The organism is Chryseobacterium foetidum, assembly GCF_025457425.1.
Classification (GTDB): domain Bacteria; phylum Bacteroidota; class Bacteroidia; order Flavobacteriales; family Weeksellaceae; genus Chryseobacterium; species Chryseobacterium foetidum.
Genome location: NZ_JAMXIA010000001.1, coordinates 1,708,951 through 1,734,820 on the forward strand (window position 1 = coordinate 1,708,951; position 25,870 = coordinate 1,734,820).

General features: G+C 35.8%; 26 protein-coding genes. 22 read left to right on the plus strand and 4 right to left on the minus strand.

Annotation, left to right across the window (positions count from 1 at the left end; genetic code table 11):
• Positions 1–15: 15 nt before the first annotated feature.
• The 4 genes from NG809_RS08020 to NG809_RS08035 all read right to left on the minus strand — a co-directional run bounded on the left by NG809_RS08020 (position 16) and on the right by NG809_RS08035 (position 7,103).
• A complete protein-coding gene (locus NG809_RS08020) occupies positions 16–1,161 on the minus strand; it encodes a hypothetical protein (protein ID WP_262149582.1) in 1,146 nt (381 codons plus the stop codon).
• A gap of 140 nt (positions 1,162–1,301) precedes the next feature.
• Positions 1,302–4,742, minus strand: coding sequence for a T9SS type A sorting domain-containing protein (locus NG809_RS08025; protein ID WP_262149584.1), 3,441 nt, complete (start codon positions 4,740–4,742; stop codon positions 1,302–1,304).
• A 222-nt stretch (positions 4,743–4,964) separates the two neighbouring features.
• Entirely contained in the window at positions 4,965–6,104 is a 1,140-nt protein-coding gene (locus NG809_RS08030; RefSeq protein ID WP_262149585.1) for an EpsG family protein, read from the minus strand.
• Positions 6,105–7,103 carry a hypothetical protein gene (locus tag NG809_RS08035; protein WP_262149587.1) on the minus strand — a complete coding sequence of 333 codons (999 nt, stop codon included), beginning with the start codon at positions 7,101–7,103 and terminating at the stop codon, positions 6,105–6,107.
• A 147-nt stretch (positions 7,104–7,250) separates the two neighbouring features.
• On the opposite strand from NG809_RS08035, the gene NG809_RS08040 reads away from it, so the two are divergent.
• From NG809_RS08040 to NG809_RS08145, 22 genes are all read left to right on the plus strand, one after another.
• Entirely contained in the window at positions 7,251–10,904 is a 3,654-nt protein-coding gene (locus NG809_RS08040) for an MMPL family transporter (RefSeq protein ID WP_262149589.1), read from the plus strand.
• A gap of 42 nt (positions 10,905–10,946) precedes the next feature.
• Positions 10,947–11,861 (plus strand): dialkylrecorsinol condensing enzyme DarA, encoded by a 915-nt coding sequence (locus NG809_RS08045; RefSeq protein ID WP_262149591.1) that lies wholly within the window; start codon positions 10,947–10,949, stop codon positions 11,859–11,861.
• A gap of 2 nt (positions 11,862–11,863) precedes the next feature.
• Entirely contained in the window at positions 11,864–13,003 is a 1,140-nt protein-coding gene (locus tag NG809_RS08050; protein WP_262149593.1) for a beta-ketoacyl-ACP synthase III, read from the plus strand.
• A complete protein-coding gene (locus NG809_RS08055; RefSeq protein ID WP_262149595.1) occupies positions 13,003–13,434 on the plus strand; it encodes a hypothetical protein in 432 nt (143 codons plus the stop codon). Before NG809_RS08050 ends, NG809_RS08055 begins: the two co-directional genes overlap by 1 nt.
• 166 nt (positions 13,435–13,600) lie before the next feature.
• On the plus strand, positions 13,601–14,044 hold the full coding sequence (locus tag NG809_RS08060; RefSeq protein WP_262149597.1) for an ABC transporter permease: 444 nt from the start codon (positions 13,601–13,603) through the stop codon (positions 14,042–14,044).
• A gap of 86 nt (positions 14,045–14,130) precedes the next feature.
• Positions 14,131–14,400, plus strand: a complete 270-nt coding sequence (locus NG809_RS08065) for a hypothetical protein (protein ID WP_262149598.1) — start codon at positions 14,131–14,133, stop codon at positions 14,398–14,400.
• 212 nt (positions 14,401–14,612) lie between these two features.
• The gene (locus tag NG809_RS08070) at positions 14,613–15,017 is read left to right on the plus strand and encodes a hypothetical protein (RefSeq protein ID WP_262149600.1); all 405 of its coding nucleotides are present in this window, start codon (positions 14,613–14,615) and stop codon (positions 15,015–15,017) included.
• A 48-nt stretch (positions 15,018–15,065) separates the two neighbouring features.
• Positions 15,066–16,061, plus strand: coding sequence for a BtrH N-terminal domain-containing protein (locus tag NG809_RS08075; protein WP_262149601.1), 996 nt, complete (start codon positions 15,066–15,068; stop codon positions 16,059–16,061).
• Positions 16,062–16,109: 48 nt separating this feature from the next.
• Positions 16,110–16,319 carry a DUF2683 family protein gene (locus tag NG809_RS08080; RefSeq protein WP_262149603.1) on the plus strand — a complete coding sequence of 70 codons (210 nt, stop codon included), beginning with the start codon at positions 16,110–16,112 and terminating at the stop codon, positions 16,317–16,319.
• A 71-nt stretch (positions 16,320–16,390) separates the two neighbouring features.
• Positions 16,391–16,582 (plus strand): type II toxin-antitoxin system YoeB family toxin, encoded by a 192-nt coding sequence (locus NG809_RS08085; protein WP_262149604.1) that lies wholly within the window; start codon positions 16,391–16,393, stop codon positions 16,580–16,582.
• Positions 16,583–16,627: 45 nt separating this feature from the next.
• Positions 16,628–17,383, plus strand: coding sequence for an ABC transporter ATP-binding protein (locus tag NG809_RS08090; protein WP_262149605.1), 756 nt, complete (start codon positions 16,628–16,630; stop codon positions 17,381–17,383).
• The gene (locus NG809_RS08095) at positions 17,373–18,635 is read left to right on the plus strand and encodes an ABC transporter permease (protein ID WP_262149607.1); all 1,263 of its coding nucleotides are present in this window, start codon (positions 17,373–17,375) and stop codon (positions 18,633–18,635) included. Before NG809_RS08090 ends, NG809_RS08095 begins: the two co-directional genes overlap by 11 nt.
• 139 nt (positions 18,636–18,774) lie before the next feature.
• Entirely contained in the window at positions 18,775–19,155 is a 381-nt protein-coding gene (locus tag NG809_RS08100; protein WP_262149609.1) for a GxxExxY protein, read from the plus strand.
• Between the two features lie 90 nt (positions 19,156–19,245).
• Positions 19,246–19,665 (plus strand): acyl-CoA thioesterase, encoded by a 420-nt coding sequence (locus NG809_RS08105; protein ID WP_262149611.1) that lies wholly within the window; start codon positions 19,246–19,248, stop codon positions 19,663–19,665.
• 46 nt (positions 19,666–19,711) lie between these two features.
• The gene (locus tag NG809_RS08110) at positions 19,712–20,863 is read left to right on the plus strand and encodes a beta-ketoacyl synthase N-terminal-like domain-containing protein (protein WP_262149613.1); all 1,152 of its coding nucleotides are present in this window, start codon (positions 19,712–19,714) and stop codon (positions 20,861–20,863) included.
• Positions 20,864–20,906: 43 nt separating this feature from the next.
• Entirely contained in the window at positions 20,907–21,506 is a 600-nt protein-coding gene (locus NG809_RS08115) for a Uma2 family endonuclease (protein WP_262149616.1), read from the plus strand.
• A 53-nt stretch (positions 21,507–21,559) separates the two neighbouring features.
• The gene (locus tag NG809_RS08120) at positions 21,560–21,802 is read left to right on the plus strand and encodes a hypothetical protein (RefSeq protein WP_262149618.1); all 243 of its coding nucleotides are present in this window, start codon (positions 21,560–21,562) and stop codon (positions 21,800–21,802) included.
• Entirely contained in the window at positions 21,799–22,338 is a 540-nt protein-coding gene (locus NG809_RS08125) for a 3-oxoacyl-ACP synthase (protein WP_262149620.1), read from the plus strand. Before NG809_RS08120 ends, NG809_RS08125 begins: the two co-directional genes overlap by 4 nt.
• 45 nt (positions 22,339–22,383) lie before the next feature.
• Positions 22,384–23,196, plus strand: a complete 813-nt coding sequence (locus NG809_RS08130; protein ID WP_262149621.1) for a KilA-N domain-containing protein — start codon at positions 22,384–22,386, stop codon at positions 23,194–23,196.
• Between the two features lie 54 nt (positions 23,197–23,250).
• Positions 23,251–23,508: a phosphopantetheine-binding protein gene (locus NG809_RS08135; protein ID WP_034963026.1), complete on the plus strand. Its 258-nt coding sequence runs from the start codon at positions 23,251–23,253 to the stop codon at positions 23,506–23,508.
• Positions 23,509–23,589: 81 nt separating this feature from the next.
• Entirely contained in the window at positions 23,590–24,786 is a 1,197-nt protein-coding gene (locus NG809_RS08140; protein ID WP_262149624.1) for a beta-ketoacyl-[acyl-carrier-protein] synthase family protein, read from the plus strand.
• A complete protein-coding gene (locus NG809_RS08145; RefSeq protein ID WP_262149626.1) occupies positions 24,786–25,847 on the plus strand; it encodes a beta-ketoacyl synthase N-terminal-like domain-containing protein in 1,062 nt (353 codons plus the stop codon). The genes NG809_RS08140 and NG809_RS08145 overlap by 1 nt, the downstream gene beginning before the upstream one ends.
• Positions 25,848–25,870 lie beyond the last annotated feature (23 nt).

Sequence of the window (25,870 nt, forward strand, 5' to 3'; positions counted from 1 at the left end):
TTTATTAAAGCAGATTTACAGCATTTTATTTAACAGTTCCACGGGCGAAATAAAGACTCTGTACAGCAAACCTTCCCATGTAAAACCTCTTCCGGACATTTCAACTCTGTACATTAAAGAAAAAATGATAAATGAAACTATAATTCCGTTTTTTAAATTTAAACTAAAACCTTCTGCAACCTCATCATAATTGCGTTTTGGAAGCATTAAAGTGAAAAGAATGATCAGAAAAATCATGTGGATGTACAGCCATCTTCCCCAATCGATTGCGAGGTAAAAAAGAGGCAATGAAAACAGAAATGCGGGAATCAATAAAATAGACAGAAACTTTTGTGCCTTTTGAAATTTTAAATAAAAACCAACATGAAGAAGACTGATTAAGAAACTTAAAAAATACAATCTGTAGTCATTGAAATGATCTGAAATGTATCTTCTTTCATCAAAATTCCAGAAAAATATTCCTTTGGTTAGAATTACTCCACGGTTTTTCAGAATTTCCAATGATTGTCCTTCGTTGATTTCCTTTCCGAGGAGAAAAATTAATATCGCAGGGATCAGCGTGACAAGAATATATTTAATGTACTTTTTAGTTTCGAACTTTCCGCTTTTTAGATACAATCCAATCAAAAAATAGGGCATGAAAAAAAGTGTGATCTCATGGAAAAACATAGCGATCAGCAATCCGAAGCAGATTAAATATTCCTTTGAACGGTCGAGTTTTTCCTGATCTAAAAGATTGATGAAAACGGCGAAGATGAAAAAGACAATAAATTCTTTCTTTCCGACATAATCGACGCAGTTAAATATTCCTGTAAAACCGATGGAGGAAAGTAAAAGCGACAGATAAAGCAGATCAGGTTGCTTTCTCTGAATAATTTTAAAATACGTATAAAAAAATCCACAAATAATGATGACTTGGAAAAAATAGACAGCCAAATTTAATTTTAAACCTGTAAAATCCTGAATAATAAAAAAGAAGCTTCCGGAAAGCCCTCTTCTTTTAAAACCGCCATCCTGATAGTTGATGAGCCAGTCGCCAAGAATATATCCGTCAGAATTTTTGTTATGAATAAAGGTAAAAACCAATGCAAAAACTGCTGTTGCCACAATTAATAAATTGATCAGCAATCTTACGGTAAAAAGTTCTGCAGGTTTTTTCAAATGTGTAATTTTTTCCAAAATAAAAGAACCGAAATTGTTTTGAATTTGCTCTTCTTAAATTTGATTGTCAAAAATAGGAATTAAAGCGTATTCAAAAAACAATTTCGGTTCTGTTTTATGATGATTTAATTTTAAAGCAGTTACTTCTTCATAATTTTCACAACTACTTCCGCATCATTGATTCTTACAAGATAAAAACCTTGAGTTAAATCTGAAATATTGGTTTGATTATTTTCAAACTTCCCTTTTCTAACCATTTGCCCTGAAGCATTGTAAATTTGGTAATAATAATCTTTTCTCACATCCGCTTTGATATAAAGAATATCCTGCACCGGATTTGGGAATAATGAGATTTGATTTTTAACTTTTTTGTCCTCGATTTGTTTTTGCGTAAACACGTTGGTAGCCTTGAAAGCGCCCGCCTGCGTCACAGGAATTGCCGGAATTGGTCCCGCCTGATCGCCGGCTGCATTGGTGTTCACTTTTACACAGCGGCAGTTCATCCCGAAATAAGGATCATTATTATCATGGAAGGCAATCATTCTGTTGGAACTTGAGGCAGCATCAAAAAGAATGTTTACAGGTCTTCCGATGTAGTTTGAATTCAAAGCTCCTGTCCAGACTCCCGGATACTGATAATTGTTTACATTAAAAGTTCCTGAAGCCGTTTGATTTGCCGTCACACTTCTGAAACCTCTCGATCCTGAGTTCGGGAAATTGCCGACGTTGTACGCAGGATTGTTGTAGATATACCCGATTGTCGTCGTTGTGCTGTTTCTCACTCTAGTTCCCAGATAATCCGAAATTACGCTGTAACTTGTTGCTACTTTTTTATCTTTTTTGTACCATGGTGAAATTCCGAAATCTTTGTTGGAAATAATTGCAGTGCTCGTTAGATCCGGAATTCTCCAGCCTTCAGGACATGGATCGTAAACGGATTTTTCGCCACCTCTACCCCATCTGTCTGCAGCTAAATTGGGTTCATCTGAAATCCAGTCTGTACCGTTGGTATAGTTCGGAACTGCTGAATTGTAAGGTGCAAAAGTGCTTGGAATCATGTACACCAAAGGATTTCTCACCGAATAAGATAAAATTTTAGCTAATTTTTCCGGAACCGTGTCATTAGACAACAAGTTTGCATTGGTGGCGTTTGAATATGTGTTGTAAGGAACAATATAATTTCCTGATAAATTATTATAATTCGCATAACTCAATGCTGTGTAGGAAACGGATCCATTAGCAGCTACATTTCCTAAATAAATACTGTAGGAAGCTCTGTTATCGGCATGCTGAAACGGTGGGATAGGATCTTTTCTTCCCCACTGGTACTGCATTCCCGTAGAAGCTCTGATTTGCGCAAGCTCGGCAGCATTCGGAGTTAACGGATTTGCAACGACAGGAAAAGCATCGGTTGCACCAATGTTTCTGTCCATAAATTCTGTTTTTAATACATCACCTTTCTGAACATAATTAACATAGTTAGGCGCGTTTGAATTTGGCGTTTCCGTAGCATAAGTGAAAGATGAAATTGCGCTATCGGTCACCCAAATATGCCATGACCAATACACTGGACTTGTGATACTTCCGTTGTGAAGTGTGATCACTGCATTTCCACTTTGGTTTGGATTGATGTTGACCTGAATTTTTGTATTCGAAAGATCAGCCATGCTTGACGGAGACGGATTCGATAACGCCACAGAACCAATCAGCGACGTGTTGGTAGACCAAAGAACATTAGCCTTAAGACTGTTGAAACTTGCCGCATTTAAAATTGTCTTGTTATTCAACAACTGACTTTGAACCGAAAACGCCTTGGATACGGGGATTTCTACCAAAGTTGAAGTGGTATTTTTTACAATCTGATAGGTATTTGGATTTTTTAAACCATCTGTGTAATCGGTAGGCTCATCATAATATTCTGTTGGATAATTATAATTATGAACAATATATCCCGGATCCTGAATACATCTGCATGCATTGGCATCCGAAGTTTTCGCAGTGGATGTCGGCATGTACCAGTATCTACCTTTCACGGTAGCATCGCCCGGATTGGGTGTGTCACCCTGATATTTGTCCGGAACCATAAATAATGCTCTCGCAGAAACCGCTGGTGTTGTGTCTGATAACCTTGTCATTGTTGCTGTCCACAATCCCACCTGATGCTGGTCGGTGTACTGACCCTGTTGCGAATTGATTGCCAATTGACCTGTTCCAGGAAAAGTTCCCATATTGAAACCTCCGACAGAAGTCATATCGAAACCTACATTGGGATATATTTTAAAACCTGTCATAAATGAAGGAACTCCAGCATCGGATGGTTTGATAATATGATTTCCTGCACTTTCAAATGCTGTTTTTCCAAGATTAGTACGAACACCAAACGGAGAAAAATCTATTCTCACATCATCCACATACGTTGGCGAAGCTAAATTGGCAACCAACATCGATGGCAAACGCCATCCATTTGGGCACGGATCAAAAGGAGATTTTCTTCTATAGGGCTGCGCAGCATCGTCCGTATTATAATCTATACCGATATAACCTTCAGCATTATCAGACCAGAGATTCAGTTTAGGCAAATCCTGACCAAGAATATCCGAAGATGCTCCAAACCAATTGTACATCAGGTTGACATTGTTATTATAATAAGCCGGACCGGAAAGATCATCTTTGTAAACATAAATCGGGCTCAACGGATTGTTGATTGAAAGAGCCATATTGTTTTCCACAGTTGCTGTAGAAACAGGTGTGAAAAGTCTTAAATTATCAAAATTAGTAGCATTGGTGAAATTTTTTGAACCTCTGTGACGTACTCTGCCGACACTTCCGGAAACTTCATAAAAATCATCACCTCTCAAAACCAATGGCGGAATAGGATCTTTTCTTCCCCACTGATACAAAAGCCCGCCGCTTCTGTTCCATTCTCCGGCAGTGTTTGATGATGAAATCGCACCTAAGTTTCTGTCCATCCATTTCCATTCTCCTGCAGGAATAACTTCAGTGCTTCCGCTTGCAGTTTCTCTTTTGACATTATCAAAACTGCGGTATGTAGAACCGTCGGTAGGATCATCTGTCACCCAGATATGCCATGACCATGCGATTTTGCCATCAACTTTAAAGGCAATAACTGCATTTCCTTTTTTGCCTTTATTTACAGGAACTACAATCTTGCCCTCTTCTTTATTTCCCGTTAGCCGAAGCCTGAAACCTCCGCTCGTCTTAATTAAACCATGATTATCTTCCCAAAGAAGTTCTGCAGAAGTTTTCCCATCGTAGTTAAAATTGTCTTTATTTAAATATTTATAAAAAGTCCAAACTGCATAAGCCTTTTTAACTGGAATGTAGATTCCATCATTTGCGGTGGAAGGATCAAAAATATAACTGTTTGGGGCAAGAAGCCAAGGGTATGTGTAAACCCTTGAAGCGATCACATCAGAATCCATCGGTATTCTTGACGCGTTGACCACTGTTTTGGTGTCGTTCTCTGTTTTTGCAAGAATCTGCTGTGCATCTGTGCTGCAAAAACTTAACAGTACAAGACCTGCTGACATAAGGCCTTGAGAAATAGATTTTTGTTTCATAATAATACTTGGATACAAATTTTAGTCAATAGTTATTGGATTTCAATTGATTATATCAAAATAAGTTATAATAATGGTTTATGATTACAGACATAAATACAAATTATGATTATATATGATAATAATTCAACGATCGCAAAAATATGTATTTAAATTCACAATTTAGAAAACTGTGAATAATTTTTCATTATGAATCAAAGAATTTTTGTAAAATAGAGGATTTTAAGGTAATAAATAGTTATTATACCGCTCTATTGTGAAGTTTCCGTTAACAATGTTTTTAAAGCTTGAGAATAGAACAAAGTTGAAAATGAAAAGTGAGATGATAAAAGTATAGATTAACCTTTTGGTAGAATCATTCACCACGTACATAGAATTGATGATAATAATATAAGAAAAACCAATAAATGCACCCGCCAGACGAGATGCGAAAATAGGATTGTTTCTGAATATAAAATAGGAGCAAACACCTATAACAGCATAGTTTCTGTGGTATTCGTAGTAAGGAAACTTCTCTTTCATCTGATTATCAAAAAAGAAAAGGAAAAAAGTAAGAATAGCCATCAAACCTTCGGGCACACCAAAACCACCGTTCAGACGAGTTACAGATTCATCTACATATCCGTTGAATCCCTCTACAAGAACATTATCCGAAGCAACGCCCTCCAAAAAGCTTCCAAAAACACGGTAAACTTCAAAAGGAGAAAGGAAGATTGAAGTAATAATGAACCCCAGCATCACCGCCTTATTGATTGGAATTCTCGCAACCCAATACATTGGAAGAAAAACATAACAGACATTATGAATTCCCGCCCCAATCCAGATAAACAGGATATACATAAAAAGCTGTCTTGTTTTTATATATTTAATTGCATAATAGACTATAAACGATGCCAAACACTGCCTGATTTGTCCACTTTCTCCGATAAAAAAACCCGGAATGAACATAAACAGTATAAATGTAAAAGGATAAAATGTGTTTTCTTCGATATATTCTATCTTAAAATACATGGTAATTGCTGCAATCACCAAAGTAAGAATATAAAACGGCGCATTGAAAACATTCAGAATTATCTTATTGATGAGTATAAAAAGCCACTCCAGTTCAAAGGGTGTGGGAGGCTCCAGATACAAGGCCTTGCAAATAATGCTTACGTAATCTATCTGATCTGAATACACATATATACCTACATAACTTCCGTAATCGGGACCAACAAACTTTCTAAGCCCCGCAATTAAAATCAGAAAAATTGCCAGGTACCAAAGGTATTTTTTCTCTACCCTTCGGCCAAAAACTTCCTGCGCACTGAAAACCAGCAACACAACAAAAACAATCAGGTAATAGGGGTGAAATAAACTCATCTATGCTCTATGAAAATTTATGTTTTGTGAAGAAATCACCAAAACTCCCAGTAAAAGCGGAAGAAAAAGTCTCGTTTCCCAAAACAGCCCGACAAAAGTAATCATTCCAAGATAAGGAACGGAAAGTATCATAAAATTTTTGAAAATATTGCGTTCTGCAACACCACAAAGTTGGTAAATGAAGTATAAAAATACAAGTCCGAAAACCAGACCCGCAAGATTAAACGGACTGCTGAAATTCTGAACCAAATAAAAACCTTCCGCAAGCGAAGCCTCCTGAGGGATCATCAAACGTAAACCAATGTAAGGAACAACAAATGCCAAAACGGCCATCAGAATTTCTTTACAGAAAGCAAAATCTTTAATCTTAAAACTTCGGTAATCAAAAAATAACGCTCCAAAAAAAGCAATATTTAGGCAGGCAGTTTCCCGTACGAATGTTGAAATAAAAATAATTCCGCATAGAAAAAGCAAATCTTTATTCTGTCTTAATTTTGCAAATTTTAAACTGAAAAATATTCCGCCAAGAAAAAAGAATATTGCAATTGAGTCACAGTTTGTGGGCACATACTGAACGATAACCATCAGAAAAACTCCAAAAATATACAGCAGCTTTCTCAGTCTTGGATCTGAAGCAAAAAGGTTAGGATTAAATTTTAAAATTTTGTCCAAAACCAATGTTGAAGCCAAAAAAAAGATAACATTAATTAAAAAAATACTGTGATAAAAAACTGTTCCGCTTTTTAGAATGAAGGGTTTTAGCGAAACTAAATTTGAATTGATAAAATCAGTAAGAAAATCAGTGACATGAACCGTAAGGAAATTTGGAATTACCCTATACGCATACACTGAAGAAAACATAAAATCCGGAGCCTTCTCCATAGTTTTCAGCTTCACATAAGAAGATTCAAAACCATAATATGCCATGAAAAACAGCAAAAAGGGAAGTATTGCTGTAAAGAGAACCGAATTTATTTTTCCATCGCTGTTTTGAAACATACCCAGTAGAATGTCATGTTTTCGCCAAAGCCAATCGCTAAAGCGTTGCAAAAGTAGATTATTTTAATGATTATCCGCAAAACTTCACTTATAAAGTTTTGACCTTGAGTCTAAAAAATTAAATTTGCAACTTGATTTAACAGGGTAATGCATCGCTTTTTCATCCAATTATATTATCTGATTTCTAAAAACCGGATTCTTTCTATCGCTATAGCTTTGGGAATTCTTCTTGTTTGCGGATTTTTTGCTTCTAAAATTAATTTTGAGGAAGACATTAATCAAATTATTCCTAAAAACGAAAAATCAGATCTGACAGCGAAAGTTCTGAAGCAGCTCAATTTTTCAGATAAAATTATCGTCATCATCGAAAAAAAATCGAAGGACGAAAATTTTCAGCTTTCAGAAACGGCCGATGCCTTCTTAAATAAAATTGAGCCTCTTCAAAAATATATCGGTTCGGTTCAGGGGAAAGTTAATGATAATGAAATCTCCGAAACATTTGATTTTGTCAACCAGAATTTACCTTTGTTTTTAGATGATAATGATTATTCTGAAATTGAAAGAAAACTCAGTAAAGACAGCATTGCAAAGCAGGTTGAGAACAATTACGTTTCTTTGGTTTCGCCAACAAGTCTGGTGACCAAAGAATTTATTAAAAAAGATCCGCTGGGAATTACTTTTCTCGGCATTAAAAAACTGAACGCTTTAAACATCAGCAAAGATTTTAAGCTTGAAGACAATTACATCGTTTCAAAAGACGGCAAAAACCTACTTCTTTTCATCGATCCAAAAAATAAAAGCAACGACACCAAAAACAATGAAGTTTTCGTCGACAGTTTGAATAAAATTAAAGACGAAATCAACAAAAATTTTAAAGGAAAAACCGAAATCAGCTATTTTGGATCGCCTGTAATTGCGGTTGCCAATGCTCAACAAATTAAAAAAGACATTCAGAATACGGTGATTATTTCAATGACGGTTCTGTTGATTCTGCTGATTTATTATTTCCGGAATTTTTTCACGCCGTTGATTGTTTTTCTTCCAACCGTTTTTGCAGTTTTCATTTCGCTAATGATTTTGTATTTCATAAAAGATAAAATTTCAGCGATTTCACTCAGCGTCGGAGCGATTTTAATTGGAATTACAATTGATTATGCCCTTCATATTCTCACGCATTACAAGCACAACAACAATATTGAAGAGCTTTACAAAGAAATCACACAACCGATTATCCTGAGCAGTGCGACAACGGCAGTTTCTTTTTTATGCTTAGTTTTCGTTCGTTCTGAGGCGTTGAAAGATCTCGGACTTTTTGCAGCAATTACAGTTTTTCTTTCTTCATTTGCAGCATTGATTATTGTTCCGCAACTTTATTTTCCGAAAGAAAAATCAGGAAAAGTAAGCACGAATTTCATAGATAAGATTGGAAATTATCCTTACGAAAAGAACAAACCTTTGATTATTGGTTGTTCAATTATGATTGTTGCCTGTCTTTTTGGGTTCCGTCACGTTGGTTTTAATGAAAATATCGGTGATCTAAATTACATTCCGAAAGATTTAAAAATAAGTGAAGCCAAGCTGGAAAAACTGTCTGACATTACTTCAAAATCAATTTACACCATTTCTTACGGAAATTCTGAGAGTGAAGCATTGGCGAGAAATTCAAGATTGAGTAACTTTTTGGAAAAAGAAAAGCAGGAAGGCAAAATTTTAAGTTACAATTCGATTGGAAACGTCATTTTGTCTGAAAAAGACCAGCAGAAAAAAGTTGAAAAATGGAATCAGTTTTGGAATCAGAATAAAAAAAATCAGACGATTGCCGAATTGGTCAAAAACGGAAACGAGTTTGGATTTAATGCTTCGGCTTTTGATCAGTTTAATGAGAATTTAAATAAAACCTATTCCAGTTTAAGCTTAAAAGATTATGAAAAAATAAAAGCTCTTCAGATTTCCGAATTTCTAAGCAACGAAAACGGGTTTTTCACAGTTTCGAATGTTGTAAAAGTGGATGAAACGAAAAGAGACGCCTTCATCAAAGATGTTGAAAAAAGCCACGAAGCTTTGGCAATCGACCGTCAACAGATGAATGAAAACTTTTTAGGCTTACTGAAAAGAGATTTCAATACTTTGATTAACTATTCTCTTCTGGCAATTATTTTAACGATTATTGTTTTCTTCAGAAATTTCGAATTGTCTTTGCTGACGATGTTTCCGATTGTTCTGACGGGAGTTGTGACTGCAGGAATTCTTTATTTTTTAGGTTTAGAATTAAATATTTTCAGTACCGTTGTCTGCACTTTGGTTTTTGGCGTCGGCGATGATTTCAGCATTTTCCTGACGAAAGCAATGCAAAAAGAACATACGACAGGAAAAAACGAACTTCCAACGTATAGAATTTCTATTATTTTGGCAGTTTTCACAACGATTTTATCCATCGGATCTCTGATTTTCGCCAAACATCCTGCTTTACATTCATTAGCTTTGGTCGCCTTGATTGGAATGTTTTCAGTGATTGTTATTACATCAACTTTATATCCGTTCTGGTTTAGATTTTTAATCATCAACAGAGCAAAAAAAGGTTTGTCGCCAATTACTTTAAGACTGTTTTTAAACTCAGTATTTTCCTTTATTTATTATGGTTTAGGCGGATTGATTTTCTCTGCCATCGGAAGTATTTTCGTGAAAAAATCGAAAGGAAAAACTTTGGATTTCATTAAATTAATTTTAGCAAAATTTCTGGTATCGGTTTTATACACCAATCCTTTTGTCAGAAAAAAAATTATTGCAAATCCTAATGAAAACTTTACAGAACCTGCTGTAATCATTGCCAATCACACGTCTTTTCTTGATACATTGGTTATGGGAATGGTCAGCCATAAAATTGTTTATCTGGTCAATGATTGGGTTTATCATTCTCCGTTTTTCGGGAAAATCGTGCGGGCTTTGGGCTTCTATCCGGTTTCACAGGGCATCGAAAATGGGATGGAGCAATTGAGAGAAAAAGTTGCGCAAGGATATTCATTGGTTGTCTTTCCTGAATCTGAGCGTTCTTATAATAACAATGTCAAGAGATTTCACAAAGGCGCTTTTTATATCGCCGAACAGTTTAATTTAGACATTCTTCCTATTTACATTCACGGAAATTCTGAGGTGCAGCCGAAAGGAGATTTCATTATTTATGACGGAAGTATCACGGTAAAAGTCGGCGACAGAATTCTTAAAGAAGATTTAAGTTTCGGTGAAGATTATTCCGAAAGAACAAAGAAAATCAATGCCTATTTCCGAGACGAGTTTGCGAAACTGAGAAATGAAATTGAAGATGAAAATTATTTTAAAAAGAAATTATTTCTCAGCTTTTTATATAAAGAAAACGAAGTCGTAAAACCGGTAAAAGAAGATTTTAATCAAAACAAATCGGTCTATTTTGAGCTGAACAGACACATTGAGAATGACGCAACAATTTTCCACATCGCCGATGATTTTGGGCAAAAAGATATTTTATTGACGCTTCAGCAGGCCGGACGTAGAATTTTCAGTTTAATCAATGATTCAGAAAAAAGATCTGTGGCAAAAAACAGCTATCTTGTTCAGAAAAGAAAATTGAATTACATTGATAATCAGACACAAATCAATAAAAAGATTGATGTACTTTTAATTTCTGACGAAAATTTTCATCTTACTGATATCAAAGATTTTCCGGAGACCATTATTCTGCTGAATATTAAAAATCAGACTTTTGAAAACGCAAATTATAAACAATTGTTTAATTCAGAATCAATAAAAGTTTTTAGGCACGAATAATAAATATAGAAATCTTATTTTTGTAAACCATAAAATAGATTAATGCAAAAAAATATACTTGTCTTATACTACACTCAGACCGGACAGCTGGAGGATGTTGTGAAAAATATCGCCCAACCGTTTGAAGATAAAAAAGACGAATATAAAGTAACTTACTACAACATTCAGCTGAAAAAAGATTTTCCTTTTCCGTGGCCGTCTGATGTTTTTTTCAACACCTTTCCGGAATCTTATCTTCAGATTCCGAGTGAAATTCTGCCACCGCCTCAGGAAGTTTTAAATACAAAATTTGACCTCATTCTTTTCGGCTATCAGGTTTGGTATTTAACGCCATCAATTCCTATTATTTCATTTTTAAAGAGTGGATTTGCCGAAAATATCATGAAAGGCACGCCAATTGTTACAATAAGCGCGACCAGAAATATGTGGATGCTTTCACAGGAAAAACTCAAGGTTTATCTGAAAAATTTAGACGCAAAACTGGTCGGGAACATTGCATTGGTAGACAGGAGAGACAATTACACAAGCGTTTTAACGATTCTCCGCTGGATGACAACCGGACAAAAAGAAAAATCCGGAATTCTTCCTGCAGCCGGAGTTTCAGACGAAGAAATCAACGGAGCCGGAAAATACGGGAAGATTATTGAAAAGCATTTCAGTAATAATGATTTTACCAATCTACAACCCGAACTGGTAAAAAACGGAGCCGTAGAAATCAGAGCTTTTCTTGTGAGAGTGGAAAAAGTGGGCAACAAAATCTTCACGGTGTGGTCTAAGCTGATCATGAAGAACAAAGAAAAACGCCCGATGCTGATTAAGTTCTTTAAAGTATATTTAATGGCAGCAATCTGGATCATTTCACCCATTGTTTTGATTTTTCATATATTGCTTGCACCTATTTTATGGAACAAGAGACAAAAACAGAAAAAATATTTACAAGGAATTAATTTAAAATAGAAATGTACGACGTATTCATAACAAAAGCTTCAACATACTTGCCAAATGAGCCGGTTTCTAATGATGAAATGGAAAGCTATCTTGGCTTAGTCAACAATACTCCTTCTAAGGCGAGAGCTTTAATTCTGAGGAATAATAAAATTACAACCAGATATTATGCTTTAGACAAAAACGGAAAACCTACACATACGAATGCGCAAATTACTGCAAATGCTGTGGAAGGGCTTTTTGACGGGCATTTCAAAAAAGAAGATATGGAGCTGCTTTCCTGTGGAACCACTTCGGCAGATCAGATTCAGCCTTCTCACGCTTCTATGGTGCATGGAGAATTGAATATAGGAAAATCTGTTGAAATCAATACTTCGACAGGTCTGTGCAATTCCGGAATGAATGCTTTCAACTACGCTTTTCTTAATGTGAAAGCCGGTGTAAAAAACAATGCTGTCTGTGTAGGTTCTGAAAGATTTTCTGCATGGATGACAGCCGATAAATTCAATCACGAGGCAGAAAACCTTAAACTTCTGGAAGAAAAACCCATCGTTGCTTTTAAAAGAGAATTTTTAAGATGGATGCTTTCAGACGGTGCCGGAGCTTTTCTATTGGAAAACAAACCGAGAGAAAACGAAATTTCATTAAGAGTTGAGTGGATGGATTTCTATTCTTATGCGCACGAAATCGAAGCCTGTATGTACTCTGGTTGCGAAAAGCAGGAAGACGGAAGCCTGAAATCATGGGCAGAATATCCTGCTGAAGAATGGCTGAACCAGTCTATTTTTGCCTTAAAACAAGATACAAAACTTTTAGATAAATATATTTTAGTAAAAGGTGCTGAAAGTTTAAGAGCATCATTTACCAAACACGACCTAGACCCTGATTCTATTGATCACGTTCTGGCACACATTTCATCAGGCTATTTTAAAGAAGGTCTGAAGGAAGAATTTGCAAAAGTTGGTCTTGATTTCCCTTGGGAAAAATGGTTTTACAACCTTTCTGAAGTTGGAAACATCGGAGCAGGATCTATTTTTATTGCTGTAGAACAGCTTATGAATTCTGGTAAACTGAAAAAAGGCGAGAGAATCATGCTTTGTATCCCTGAAAGTGGAAGATTTGCTTACTCATGTTGCCTGCTAACGGTATGCTAATGAAAGATTCTTTACCAACAAACGATAAAAATTTTGTTGAAAGTTTAATTCCGCAGAAGTTTCCTTTTGTAATGGTGAGCGGGATTTCAGAATATTCTGAAGAACATTTGGTTTCAGGATTTGAAATTAAAGAAGACAATATTTTCGTTCACGACGGAGTTTTTCAGGCTTCCGGTTTAATTGAACATCAGGCGCAAAGCGTTGCACTTCATACCGGATACAAATTTTATCTTTTAGGAAAAGAAGCTCCGACAGGTTACATCGGCGCCATCAAAACTTTTGAAGCTGAAACATTGCCGAAACTAGGTGACCATTTGGTTTCTGAAGTGAAGATTATTAATGAAATGATGGGCGTGACTTTGGTTGAAATTATCACTAAAATTGAAGGTAAGGTCATTGCTAAATCTGAGATGAAAACGGTAGTTAAATAAGAGCCAGGGAAAAAGTAAAAAGAGCCAAGTGGAATAGTTGAAATACCATAATAAGCTATTTTGGCAAACGATATTTTCTGCCAAAACTTAAAACAACATAAAGATTTTAACATCGCAAGACAAACCTAACGGGTTTTTGAAACCCGTTAGGTTTTAAATATAAATCATGAATTTAAAAGAAGAAAACCTCATCAACATTCATCATTTTCTGCCTCATCGTGCACCAATGCTGATGACGGATTATATTCTGGAACTTACTCCGGAAAAGGTGGTGACTTCTTTTGAGATTAAATCCGACAATATTTTTCTTGAAAACAATCATTTTGTGGAAGCAGGTTTGATTGAACATTCTGCGCAGACTTCTTCTTCAATTCTTGGTCAAAGCTTTTTTAAAGGTCCTGATGTAGAAACAAAAGTGATTGGTTTTATTACCAATATCAAAAAAATTGAAATCTTTGATTTGCCGGCTATTGGTGATACCATTATTTCCAAGGCGACTTTGATTTCTCAATACGAAAACATCTGCCAGATTTTCTGTGAAACTTTTCTGGGTGAAAAACTGCTGATTCGTACGGAGATTTCTTTGTTTATTCAGGAAGTAGAATCATAAATCCATTAATTACAAAATGTGAAACCTTCAAATAATTTGATTTTTTCAGTGACAAAATTCTCAATATATTTGGTAAAAATAAAAGTATGAATGTAAAAGTTAGATTCTATTCCTACGATATCGAATTCAAGTTTGAAAACTTTGTGGAATTTCCGGTAGCGCCCGCAGTGGGCGATGAGGTCAATCTGATTTCATTTTTCAAACACAAAACTTCAGAAAGACAGGACTATACCAAACGTATGGAAGATCATTACCTCTACGAAAACGCTGTGGTAGTGGAACGTACATGGTGCAACGATTTGGAAAATAATGAAGTCTATCTTTTGGTTCAGCTGAAATACAAAAAGAAGAAGTAACTTTTTCTGAAATTCATTTTATAAAACGAAGCTATTCAAATTTCTGAGCAGCTTTTGTTTTTTTAAAACCTTTTAAAGAATTCAGTTTTATGTAAACATTTACTCTGGGGAGTAAACTTTCACCAATCATTTCAAAAATCTGCGCGCCATCATTTACCTCATTTATATTTTCAGTATTTTAGCACCTTGATTACGCTAAACTGGTTTTCGCAATGAAAAAACAAGACATTCCACAGGACGAAAGTAATTTGCAGTCAGCAAATATGACAGAAATGTTATACGTGACTGATGAAAATAACAACTACACCACCGCACAAAGCATTGGTTGGGAAGCAAAAAAAGCGGCTCTCGATGAATCGATGCAGCTCATCAATGAAAGAATTGAAGAAGCAAAACAGAATGTGGCGAATAATATAGTGAGTCCAATCGTCTATTTTATGGAATTCAATAAAATGGATCTGCAGGTTTTGGCAGCTTACGTCGATAAATGGCAATGGACGGTAAAAAGACATTCCAAACCACATGTTTTCAAAAAACTCAGTGATTCTACTTTGAAAAAATATGCCGACGCCTTCGGAATTTCAGTAGATGAATTAAAAAATTTCGACGGTAAATAAACCTTTCATCTTTCAATAATTTAAGGTTTAATAAAATCCAGAATCATCATGAAGATCAACTTTGAACACCACCAGACAGCCCACTGCGAAAACGGTGTTGCCTCCAACTTACTTTTAAATAAAGGACTAAAACTCAGCGAACCCATGATTTTCGGAATCGGTTCAGGATTGTTTTTCGTGTATCTGCCTTTTCTAAAAGTGAATTTTGCGCCGGGTTTCAGCTACCGTCCGATGCCGGGAGCTATTTTCAGCAAGGCCGCAAAACGATTAGGAATTAAAATCAAAAGAATAAAATTTTCAAATCCTAAAGAGGCTCAGGCAGCTTTGGAGAAAAATTTAGAACAAAATATACCGACAGGTTTACAGGTAGGCGTTTTCAACCTGACTTATTTTCCTGAAGAATATAAATTCCATTTCAACGCACACAATCTCGTAGTTTATGGAAAAGAAAACGGTAAATTCCTCATCAGCGACCCTGTAATGGATTTTGCAACCACTTTGACCGAAGCTGAGCTTGAAAAAGTTCGTTACGCAAAAGGTGCACTCGCTCCAAAAGGCCACATGTATTTCCCAACACACATTCCGGAAAATGTACATCTGGAAGAAGCCATCAAAAAAGGAATCAAAGACACCTGTAAAAACATGCTCGCTCCCGTTCCATTAATTGGTGTAAAAGCAATGCGTTGGGTGGCGAAAAGCATCCCGAAATGGACTGAGAAAAAAGGAACAAAAGTAACCAATCATTACCTTGGACAATTGATCAGAATGCAGGAAGAAATCGGAACCGGCGGTGGCGGATTCAGATTTATTTACGGTGCTTTTTTACAGGAGGCGTCTGTTATTCTTAAAAATGACGAGTTGAAAGAATTATCCAAAGAAATTACCGCTATTGGTGACCTTTGGAGAGATTTTGCCGTGGATATTGCACGAGTTTACAAAAACAGAAATTCGAAAAGCGATATTTACAATCAGCTTTCAAAATCGATGTTGCATATTGCTGATTTGGAGGAGGCTTTTTATAAGAAACTGAGGAAGGCGATTTAACTGTCAGCAGAATAATTTATCTAAATTTATACTTAAACACAATGACTTATGACAACATTCAGTTTCAAAATAGATTCCAGCGAGAGTAAAAAAATCAAAGCTATTCTCAAAGCTTTGGGCGTTACCGAATTGAAAATCAAAGAAGAAGAAATTCCTTCTAAAAAGTTTGCTGAAAAAGTAGAAAGAGCCAGAAAGGAATATTCTGAAGGAAAAACGGTTGCCGTAAATACAAAAAATATATGGGAAGGTATCAAATAGTCCGCACCAAGGAAGCGGAAAAAGACCTTGCTAAAATTTTAAAATCAGGTAACTAATCTGACATCAAAAAAGTGGAAATTTTCTTCACCGAAATCGAAGAACATCCCAGAACCGGCACAGGTTTACCAGAGCAATTAAAATACTTTGAAGGAGAAATCTGGAGCAGAAGGATTAATAAAAAAGACAGATTTGTTTATGAAATTTATGAAGAAGATAAAAATGTCATTGTTGTAAGTTCCTTGGGACATTACAGCGACAACTAAATTTTTCTTGAGCTATTTTCATTTATAAATCCTCAAAAACAAACAATGTCAAACCCCATCATCGAAATAAAAAACCTCTACAAGAAATACAAAAACTCGGAAGACTTTTCGGTTAATGATATTTCTTTGAATATCGATAAAAACGAAATCTATGGAATTCTCGGCCCGAACGGAGCAGGAAAAACCACGTTGATTTCTATGCTTTCAGGGTTAATTAAACCAACCTCAGGAAGTTTTACCATCAATGGATTGTCACCTAAAAAAGATAATTCAAAAATCAAACAAATCATCGGCGTTGTCCCCCAAGAATATGCGCTTTACCCGACTTTGACGGCGAAAGAAAACCTTTTGTTCTTCGGAAGTTTGTATGGTTTGAAGAAAGATTATCTCCACAAAGCCATCGATGAAGCTTTGGAATTAATGGGTTTAACTAAATTTGCCAACAAAAAAGTGGACCAGTTTTCAGGCGGAATGAAACGCCGTTGCAACCTGATTGCCGGTACACTTCACAATCCGAAAGTTCTGTTTCTGGATGAGCCGACGGTTGGAGTTGACGTTCAATCGAAAAAAGCGATCATCGATTATCTTTTAGATTTAAATAAAAAAGGTACGTGCATTATTTATACTTCGCACCATTTATCGGAAGCAGAAGAATTCTGTACAAAAATCGCCATCATCGACCACGGAAAAATCCACGCAACAGGAACACCGCAGGAATTGGTGGAAAAAGTTGCCAATGCCGAAAACCTTGAAGATGTTTTCATTTCATTAACCGGAAAAGAATTGAGAGATGTTGTATAAATTGTGGAGAAGTTTCATCAAGGAAATTCAGTTATTGAAGCGTGATTCGGGCGGAATTGTCATCATTTTCCTGATGCCGTTGCTGTTGATTATTACCATCACTTTAATTCAGGATTCGACATTCAAAAATCTGGAAGGCTCAAAAATCCCGATTATTTTTATTGATAACGACAAATCTGAAGTTTCCACAGTCATCAAAAAAGAACTGGAAACCAGCAAAACATTTGAGCTCGTCACAGATTACAATGAAAAATCGGCTGAGAAAGCGGTGTTCACGGGAGATTATCAAATGGCAATCGTCATTCCGGAAAATTTAACGAAAGATTTAAATTCGAATATTGATTCTAAAGTTCAGACCGTCGTAAGTTCGTTTGGCTTAGAAACCGATTCGACAGCGACAAAAGCTGTAGCTTCAAAAACGAAAGACATTCATCTTTATTTCGACCCAGCAACCAACGCTGGTTTCAAAAATTCTGTGATGAACGCCATCAACAAAATGGTTTTTGAAATCGAAAATAAAAAAATCTACAAAGCCTTCCAGGACCAACTCGGAACGACGGAAGACCTTGAAAATAAAAGCCTGATTACCTTCAAAGAAATCACCCCGAACAAAGGCGACAAAGAACTGATGCCAAATTCCGTTCAGCACAATGTTCCCGCTTGGGCATTGTTTGCAATCTTTTTTATTGTGGTGCCATTATCTATAAATTTAGTCAAAGAAAAAAGTCAGGGAACGAGCGTGAGAGTCCGCGTGAGTCCGACGCCCTATTACATTCATATTTTAGGAAAAACATTCACGTATCTCATCATCTGCGTCATCCAGTTTTTGCTGATGGTTGCGGTGGGAATCTGGCTTTTTCCGCTGATGGATTTGCCACAGTTTGATGTTTCCGGAAAAATGTTCCACCTTCTGATTGTAACTCTTTTTGCAGGATTGGCAGCGATTGGATTTGGGGTTTTAATTGGAACGATGTCTAATACTCAGGAACAGTCGGCGCCGTTTGGAGCAACTTCCGTAGTTGTTTTGGCGGCAATTGGCGGAATTTGGGTTCCGGTTTTTTTAATGCCCGAATTTATGCAGAAAATAGCGCAGTTTTCCCCGATGAACTGGGGACTAAACGCATATTACGATATTATTTTAAGAAACAGCGGCATTGGCGAAATTGCCAAAGAACTGATTTTCCTATTTTTATTTTATATTGCGATGGTAACGATTTCTTTATTGTATGATAGGAAACAGAACAGTGTTTGATTTGTTTAACCACAAGGGGCACTAAGGTTTTTCACAGAGAGCACAAGGATGAATCGAATAGTTTTAATTTGTGTCCCTTGTGAAAACCATTGTGATCTTTGTGGTAAAAAACAGAAAGATAACTTTAAACACAAATAATATGAATGAAAATGAGATTTCAAAAATTGTATTTGATGCAGGATTGAAAGTTCATCGTCAGCTGGGAGCAGGACTTTTGGAAAGTGCTTATGAAGAATGTCTGCACTTTGAGCTGAAGAAAACAGGATTACTGATAGAAAAACAGAAACCAATGCCTTTAATTTATGAAGATATAAAATTGGACATTGGTTACAGACTCGATTTTTTAATTGAAAGAAAAGTTGTTGTTGAAATAAAATCTGTAGAATCATTGAATGACATTCATATTGCTCAAATCTTAACCTACTTGAAACTAAGCAACTGTAAATTGGGTTTACTAATTAATTTTAACTCGGTTTTATTTAAAAATGGTGTCAAGAGATTAATCAACGGAAACATTTGATTCGCAATATTTAAAAAAAAGAGCAATTAAAAAAAATTGTGCCCTTTGTGAAAACCATTGTGCCCTTTGTGGTTAAAAAAAGAAAACAAAATGCAGTCTAAAAATTTAACCTGTACCGAAGAAGTACGCGTCCGCTTCAACGAGACCGACCCGCTGGGAATCGTGTGGCACGGCCATTACATCGTCTATTTTGAGGATGGAAGAGAAGCTTTCGGAAGACAGCACGGTTTGACCTATCTCGATATTCAGAAAGCCGGATTTACCACGCCGATTGTGAAAAGCACGTGTGAACATTTTCTGCCTTTAAAATATGGAGAAACATTCAATATTGTAACGACTTTCGTGAATTCTGTTTCGGCGAAACTGATTTACAAATACGAGATTTTTAATCAGCAAAATCAATTGGTTTGCAGCGGAGAAACCATTCAGGTTTTTCTGGATTCTGAAAATAATTTATGCCTCTACAATCCCGAGTTTTTTCAGGTCTGGAAAGATAAAATGGAATTGTAGTTGCCTTTTGGCTTTCCAAAAAAAGATTCAAAAATTTTAGTAACTAATGAACAAAGAAATTTACATTACAGATTACAACTGCGTCACACCTTTGGGTTTTGACGTAGAATCAAACTGGAAAACACTTCTGGAAGGAAAATCTGGTGTGGCTTTACATAAAGTCATCGACAGTCACGAAGCTTTTTTTGTTTCTAAAATTGATTCTGAAAAACTAGAAGAAGAATTTAGAAAACTCTTCTACTCCGCTCAGAGTGACAATCAAAATTTCACAAGACTTGAAAAAATGTTTTTGTTGAGTTTAAAACCTTTAGTAGAAAGATATCAGATTTCAGATGAAACGGCTTTTATTCTTTCAACAACGAAAGGAAATATCAGTTTATTAAAAAACGAAAACACTTTACCGGAAGGCGTTTACCTTTCAAAATTAGCTCAGAAACTCGCCGATTTTTTAGGATTTAAAACAAAACCGATTGTCGTTTCCAACGCCTGTGTTTCCGGAGTGATGGCAATTTCAGTGGCGAAAAATATGATTCAGGCAGGAAAATTTAAAGATGCTTTTGTCGTTGCCGGAGACGAGATTTCTGAATTTGTGATTTCGGGTTTCAATTCTTTTCAGGCAATCGAAAGTGAACCTTGCAAACCTTATGACAAAAACCGAAACGGAATTAATCTGGGTGAAGCAACAGCTAGTGTTTACATAACTTCAGAATTAAATCAGAACGAAAAATTCAAGTTTAAAGTTCTGGGCGACTCCGCAATCAACGATGCCAATCATATTTCCGGACCATCAAGAACCGGCGACGGATTATTTGCCAGCATTCAAAATGCAATGAAAGAAGCGAAAGTTTCTTCAGAACAAATCGATTTTATTTCCGCTCACGGAACGGCAACCCTTTACAACGACGAGATGGAAGCCATCGCCTTCAACCGAATGAATTTGCAAAATGTTCCCCTCAACAGTATGAAAGGTTTTTACGGACATTGTCTCGGAGCGTCAGGACTTTTGGAAAGCATTATTTCTATGGAATCTGCTTTGAAAAATACTTTAATTCCATCTAAAAACTTTAAAGAAATGGGCGTTTCTCAGGATTTGAACATTATTAAAGAAAATCAACCTGCAGAAATTAAATATATTTTGAAAACAGCTTCCGGTTTTGGAGGATGTAATGCAGCGATAGTTTTGGAGAAAAACGTTTAGAAAAATATCATTAAATTTGTTTATTGTCCTAAACTCAGAAAAAATGGAAAATTTTATCACAGACATTAACGATTTAGATTTAAACAAAAAGTATTCGTATGCCGACTATATTTTGTGGAAATTTAAAGAAAGAGTAGAATTGATAAAGGGTAAAATTTTTAAAATGAGTCCTGCTCCGAATGTATCACATCAGGAAATTTCACGTAATATCAACAGAGTTCTCGATTACTATTTTTTAGACAAACCCTGTAAAGTTTTTTACGCTCCTTTCGACGTTTTGCTTACAGACAAAAAAAAATCTTCCGCCGACAACGATATCCAAACCGTAGTACAGCCAGATCTCTGCGTGATTTCTGATCTGGAAAAAATCGCAGATGGCAAAAAATGTGTGGGAGCACCGGATTTAGTTATTGAAATTCTTTCACCAGGAAATTCAAAAAAGGAAATGGACTATAAATTTGATTTGTATCAGGAAGCCGGTGTTTCAGAATATTGGCTTGTTTATCCCGAAGAGAAATCAGTCAATATTTTTGTTTTAAAAGAAGGTCAGTACATTGGTTTAAAACCTGCATCTGAGGGACAAATTTTCAACTCCCACCACTTTCCTGAGCTTACAGCTGATGTTGATAAAATATTCATTTAGGTAATAGTTTCAAATGACAAATTCGTAATATTATACACTAAAAGTTTTAGAAAATGGAATCTGTTTTAGATATAAGAAAAAGAATTCACGAGTATATTGATATCGCTGACGAAAGAATCCTGCGTATTTTTTCAGGTATTATTGATGCAAAAGAAAAGGAAAATGATGATCCTTCTATTTTAGATTATGTAGATCAGCAGATTGACGAAGAACGACAAAAACAATTAAATGGTGAATCTGATTCTCAATCCTGGGAGGAGGTTAAAGAAAGATTAATGCAGAAGTTTAATCAATGACGAAAACAGACATCTGCACAATAGAACACTCAAAAATAATTCTCAACCAACAAATTATTTTTGAATCCAAAACCGAAAATTTCTCAGACTTCGCGAAAGAAGCTTATAAAACTTTAGAACTGAATTATCCAAAGTTTCATAAAATGGATAATCTCAGCAAACTGGCTTTTTTAGCATCCGAAATGATTTTGAAAAACGATGACCACAGCAAAACTGCATTGGTTTTTGCCAACAAATCCTCAAGCCTCGACACCGATTTTAAATATCAGGAAAGCATCAATTCTCAGGAAAATTATTTCCCGAGTCCCGCTGTTTTTGTCTATACTCTACCCAACATTTGCGTCGGCGAAATCAGTATTAAACATAAAATGCAGACTGAAAACGCGTTTTTCGTCTTGGATGAATTTGATGAAGAATTTTTAAACTCATACGCGGCACAGATTCTGCAATCAGGGAAAGCTGAAAAAGTCTTGTGTGGCTGGGTCGAACTATATCAGGAAAGTTATAAAGCTTTTGTATATTTGCTAAGTTTGTGAAAACTATGAGATTCAGTAAATAAAAATCAGCTATTAAAAGTTCGAATGGCAAAAATTAGTGTAGAAAATTCAGAAATAACGATAGTATCCGTCGGGAATATAGATTTCATCTCGCTTACTGATATGGCTAACGCAAAAGAAAGCGAAAGCCGTGCTGCGGATATTATTAAAAACTGGATTAGAACACGATATGCACTGGAATTTTTAAGTACTTGGGAACTCATCAATAATCCAAACTTTAAAGTGGTCGAATCTGACCACTTTAAAATGCAGGCAGGATTGCCTAGTTTCACGCTGAGTATTTCGGAGTGGATTGAAAAAACAGACGCAATAGGAATTATTGTAAAAAAAGGAAAATACGGTGGAACTTTTGCTCATAAAGACATTGCTTTTGAATTTGGTTCGGCAATAAGTGTTTCGTTTAAATTATATTTGATAACCGAATTTCAAAGGTTAAAAGAAGAAGAGCAAAGGCAATTTGGATGGTCTGCAAAACGGGAATTGGCAAAAATAAATTATAGAATTCATACAGATGCCATCCAACAAAATCTGATTCCTAAAGAATTATCTTCAAAAGAAATATCTATTATTTATGCAAATGAAGCAGATGTCCTTAATGTGGCATTATTTGGAATTTCAGCACGTCAATGGCGAGATTTCAATCCGGAGAAGAAAGGAAACATTCGTGATTATGCAACTTTGAATCAACTGATTTGTCTTTCAAATCTGGAAAACATCAATGCTATATTCATTCAAGAGAATCTAAGCCAAAGTGAACGTTTGCAAAAACTTAATAAAATTGCAATTCATCAAATGAAAGTGCTTGAAAATATCGAAGAAAAACATTTTTTGAAATAGAAACAACTTAAAAAATATTACTTTAAAAAGTAATTTACATATTAGAATAAAATTATGGAAGATTTAAAATTAGAATTAAAAAACAAAATCATAGAAGTTCTTAATCTTGAGGACGTTGCAGTAGAAGAAATCAAAGATACAGACCCACTTTTCGGTGGCGGTCTTGGTTTGGATTCTATCGACGCACTGGAGTTAATCGTGCTTTTGGATAAAGACTACGGAATCAAATTATCTGACCCGAAAAAAGGAAAAGAAATCTTCCAGTCCATCGAAGTGATGGCAAAATACATCGAAGAAAACAGAACAAAATAATTCAATCTAAAAATGTATCAATCTAGCAATGTACCAATATTATTACACTGTTAAATTGATAAATTGGTATATTATTAAAAGATGGGTCAAAAAATTGCCATTACTGGAATGGGCATCATTTCCTCCATTGGTAACAATGTTGAGGAAAATTTTATTTCGCTGACGACCGGTAAACACGGCATTTCAGACATCGAACTGTTTGAAACGCGCCACGCCGGAAGCATCAAAACGGGTGAGATAAAATTGTCTAATGAAGAGCTTGTGCAGAAACTTCAGCTAAATGAAGACAATAACGTCACAAGAACCGCTTTGTTGGGAATGGTTGCCGCAAAAGAAGCTGTAGAAAGTGCCGGAATTTCGGATATTAATGAATATAAAACCGGACTCATTTCCTCCACCAGCGTGGGCGGAATGGATATTACCGAAAAATATTTCTACACCTACGAAGATTTTCCTGAAAAGCAAAAATACATTGACGCTCACGATGCCGGAAATTCATCTTTAGCAATTGCAGAATTGTTGGGTCTGAAAGGAATGGTTTCTACCATCAGCACCGCCTGTTCGTCTGCTGCCAATGCGATTATGATGGGTGCAAAACTCATCAAAAACGGCGTTCTTGACCGCGTGATTGTCGGCGGAACAGATTCGCTTTCAAAGTTTACTTTGAATGGATTTAATACGTTGATGATTCTGACGGATTCTTACAACACGCCTTTCGACAACGACAGAAAAGGCCTAAACTTGGGCGAAGCTGCCGCTTACCTCGTTTTGGAATCTGACGAAATTGTGAAAAAAGAAAATAAAAAAGTCCTCGCCTATCTTTCAGGTTATGGAAATGCGAATGATGCACATCACCAGACCGCTTCTTCGGAAAACGGACAAGGTGCATTTTTGGCAATGGAAAAAGCTTTGAAAGTTTCAGGTTTAAATAAAGAAAACATCGATTACATCAACGTTCACGGTACCGCAACTCCTAATAATGATTTATCTGAAGGCATTGCAATGATTCGGATTTTTGGTGAAAATCAGGTGCCGGAATTCAGTTCTACGAAAGCATTTACGGGTCACACTTTGGCGGCGGCAGCGGGAATTGAAGCGGTTTATTCGATTTTGGCGATGCAGAACAATGTGATTTTTCCAAATTTAAATTTCAAAAATAAAATGGAAGAATTTGATTTGACGCCGGTTACCGAACTGAAAGAAAAAAGCATCAATCACGTACTTTCCAACTCATTTGGATTTGGCGGAAACTGTTCAACTTTAATTTTTTCCAAATAATGAGTGCAGTTTACATCAACAGTGCCGCCTGCATCTCGGTTCAGGACACTTTAAACGAAAATTTCTCCGAAACTTTAAAGCCCGAAAATTCGGTTCATATTTTAAAAGCCATTGAGCCGAATTACAAAGAATTCATTCCGCCAGCGATGAGCCGAAGAATGTCTAAAACGGTAAAAATGAGTTCCGTAGCTTCCACAAAAGCGTTGAAAGAAGCAGGAATTGAAAAACCCGATGCCATCATCGTCGGAACCGGAATGGGTTGCTCTCAGGATTCGGAAAAGTTTCTGAAAAATGTATTGGAAAATAATGAAGAGTTTTTGACGCCAACATTTTTCATTCAATCGACACACAATACAGTTTCCGGACAAATTGCTTTAGGATTGCAATGTCACGGTTATAATTTCACTTATGTAAATTCTTCTTCGTCTTTGGAATTTTCAATGCTGGATGCGAAACTTCAGATTTTAGATGGCGAAGCTGATAATGTTTTGGTGGGTTCAACAGACGAGCAAACCGAACGAACAATGGAGCTTTACAAATTGAGCAATTCCATTAAAAAAGAAGAAAATCTGCCTGTTGATTACTTGAATTCAACAACGGAAGGTGTAATTTGGGGTGAGGGTTCGAGCTTTTTTGTTTTGGGAAAAGATAAAACAGAAAATTCTTACGCTCAACTGAAAGATATTCAAATTATTAACTCATTAGAATTAGACGAAATCACAAAATTTATTGAAGATTTTTTAGCTAAAAATAATTTAAAAAATGAAGATATCGATGCTGTTATTTTAGGTTTCAGCGGAGATTCAAAATCGGATACTTATTATCAAAAGGCTTCAGCACTATTTCAAAATTCGTCGTTATTATATTACAAACACTTAAGTGGAGAATTCAATACAGCAAGTGGTTTTTCAACATTTATCGCTTGTCAGATTTTGAAAAATCAGCAGATTCCCGCGATGATGAAGATTAATGAAGTTGAAAAAGAAAGTATCAAAAATATTCTTCTTTACAATCATCTTGGTGGAAATGACCATAGTTTGCTTTTGCTGGAAAAAGCATAAAAACGACAGATACAACTCTTCAA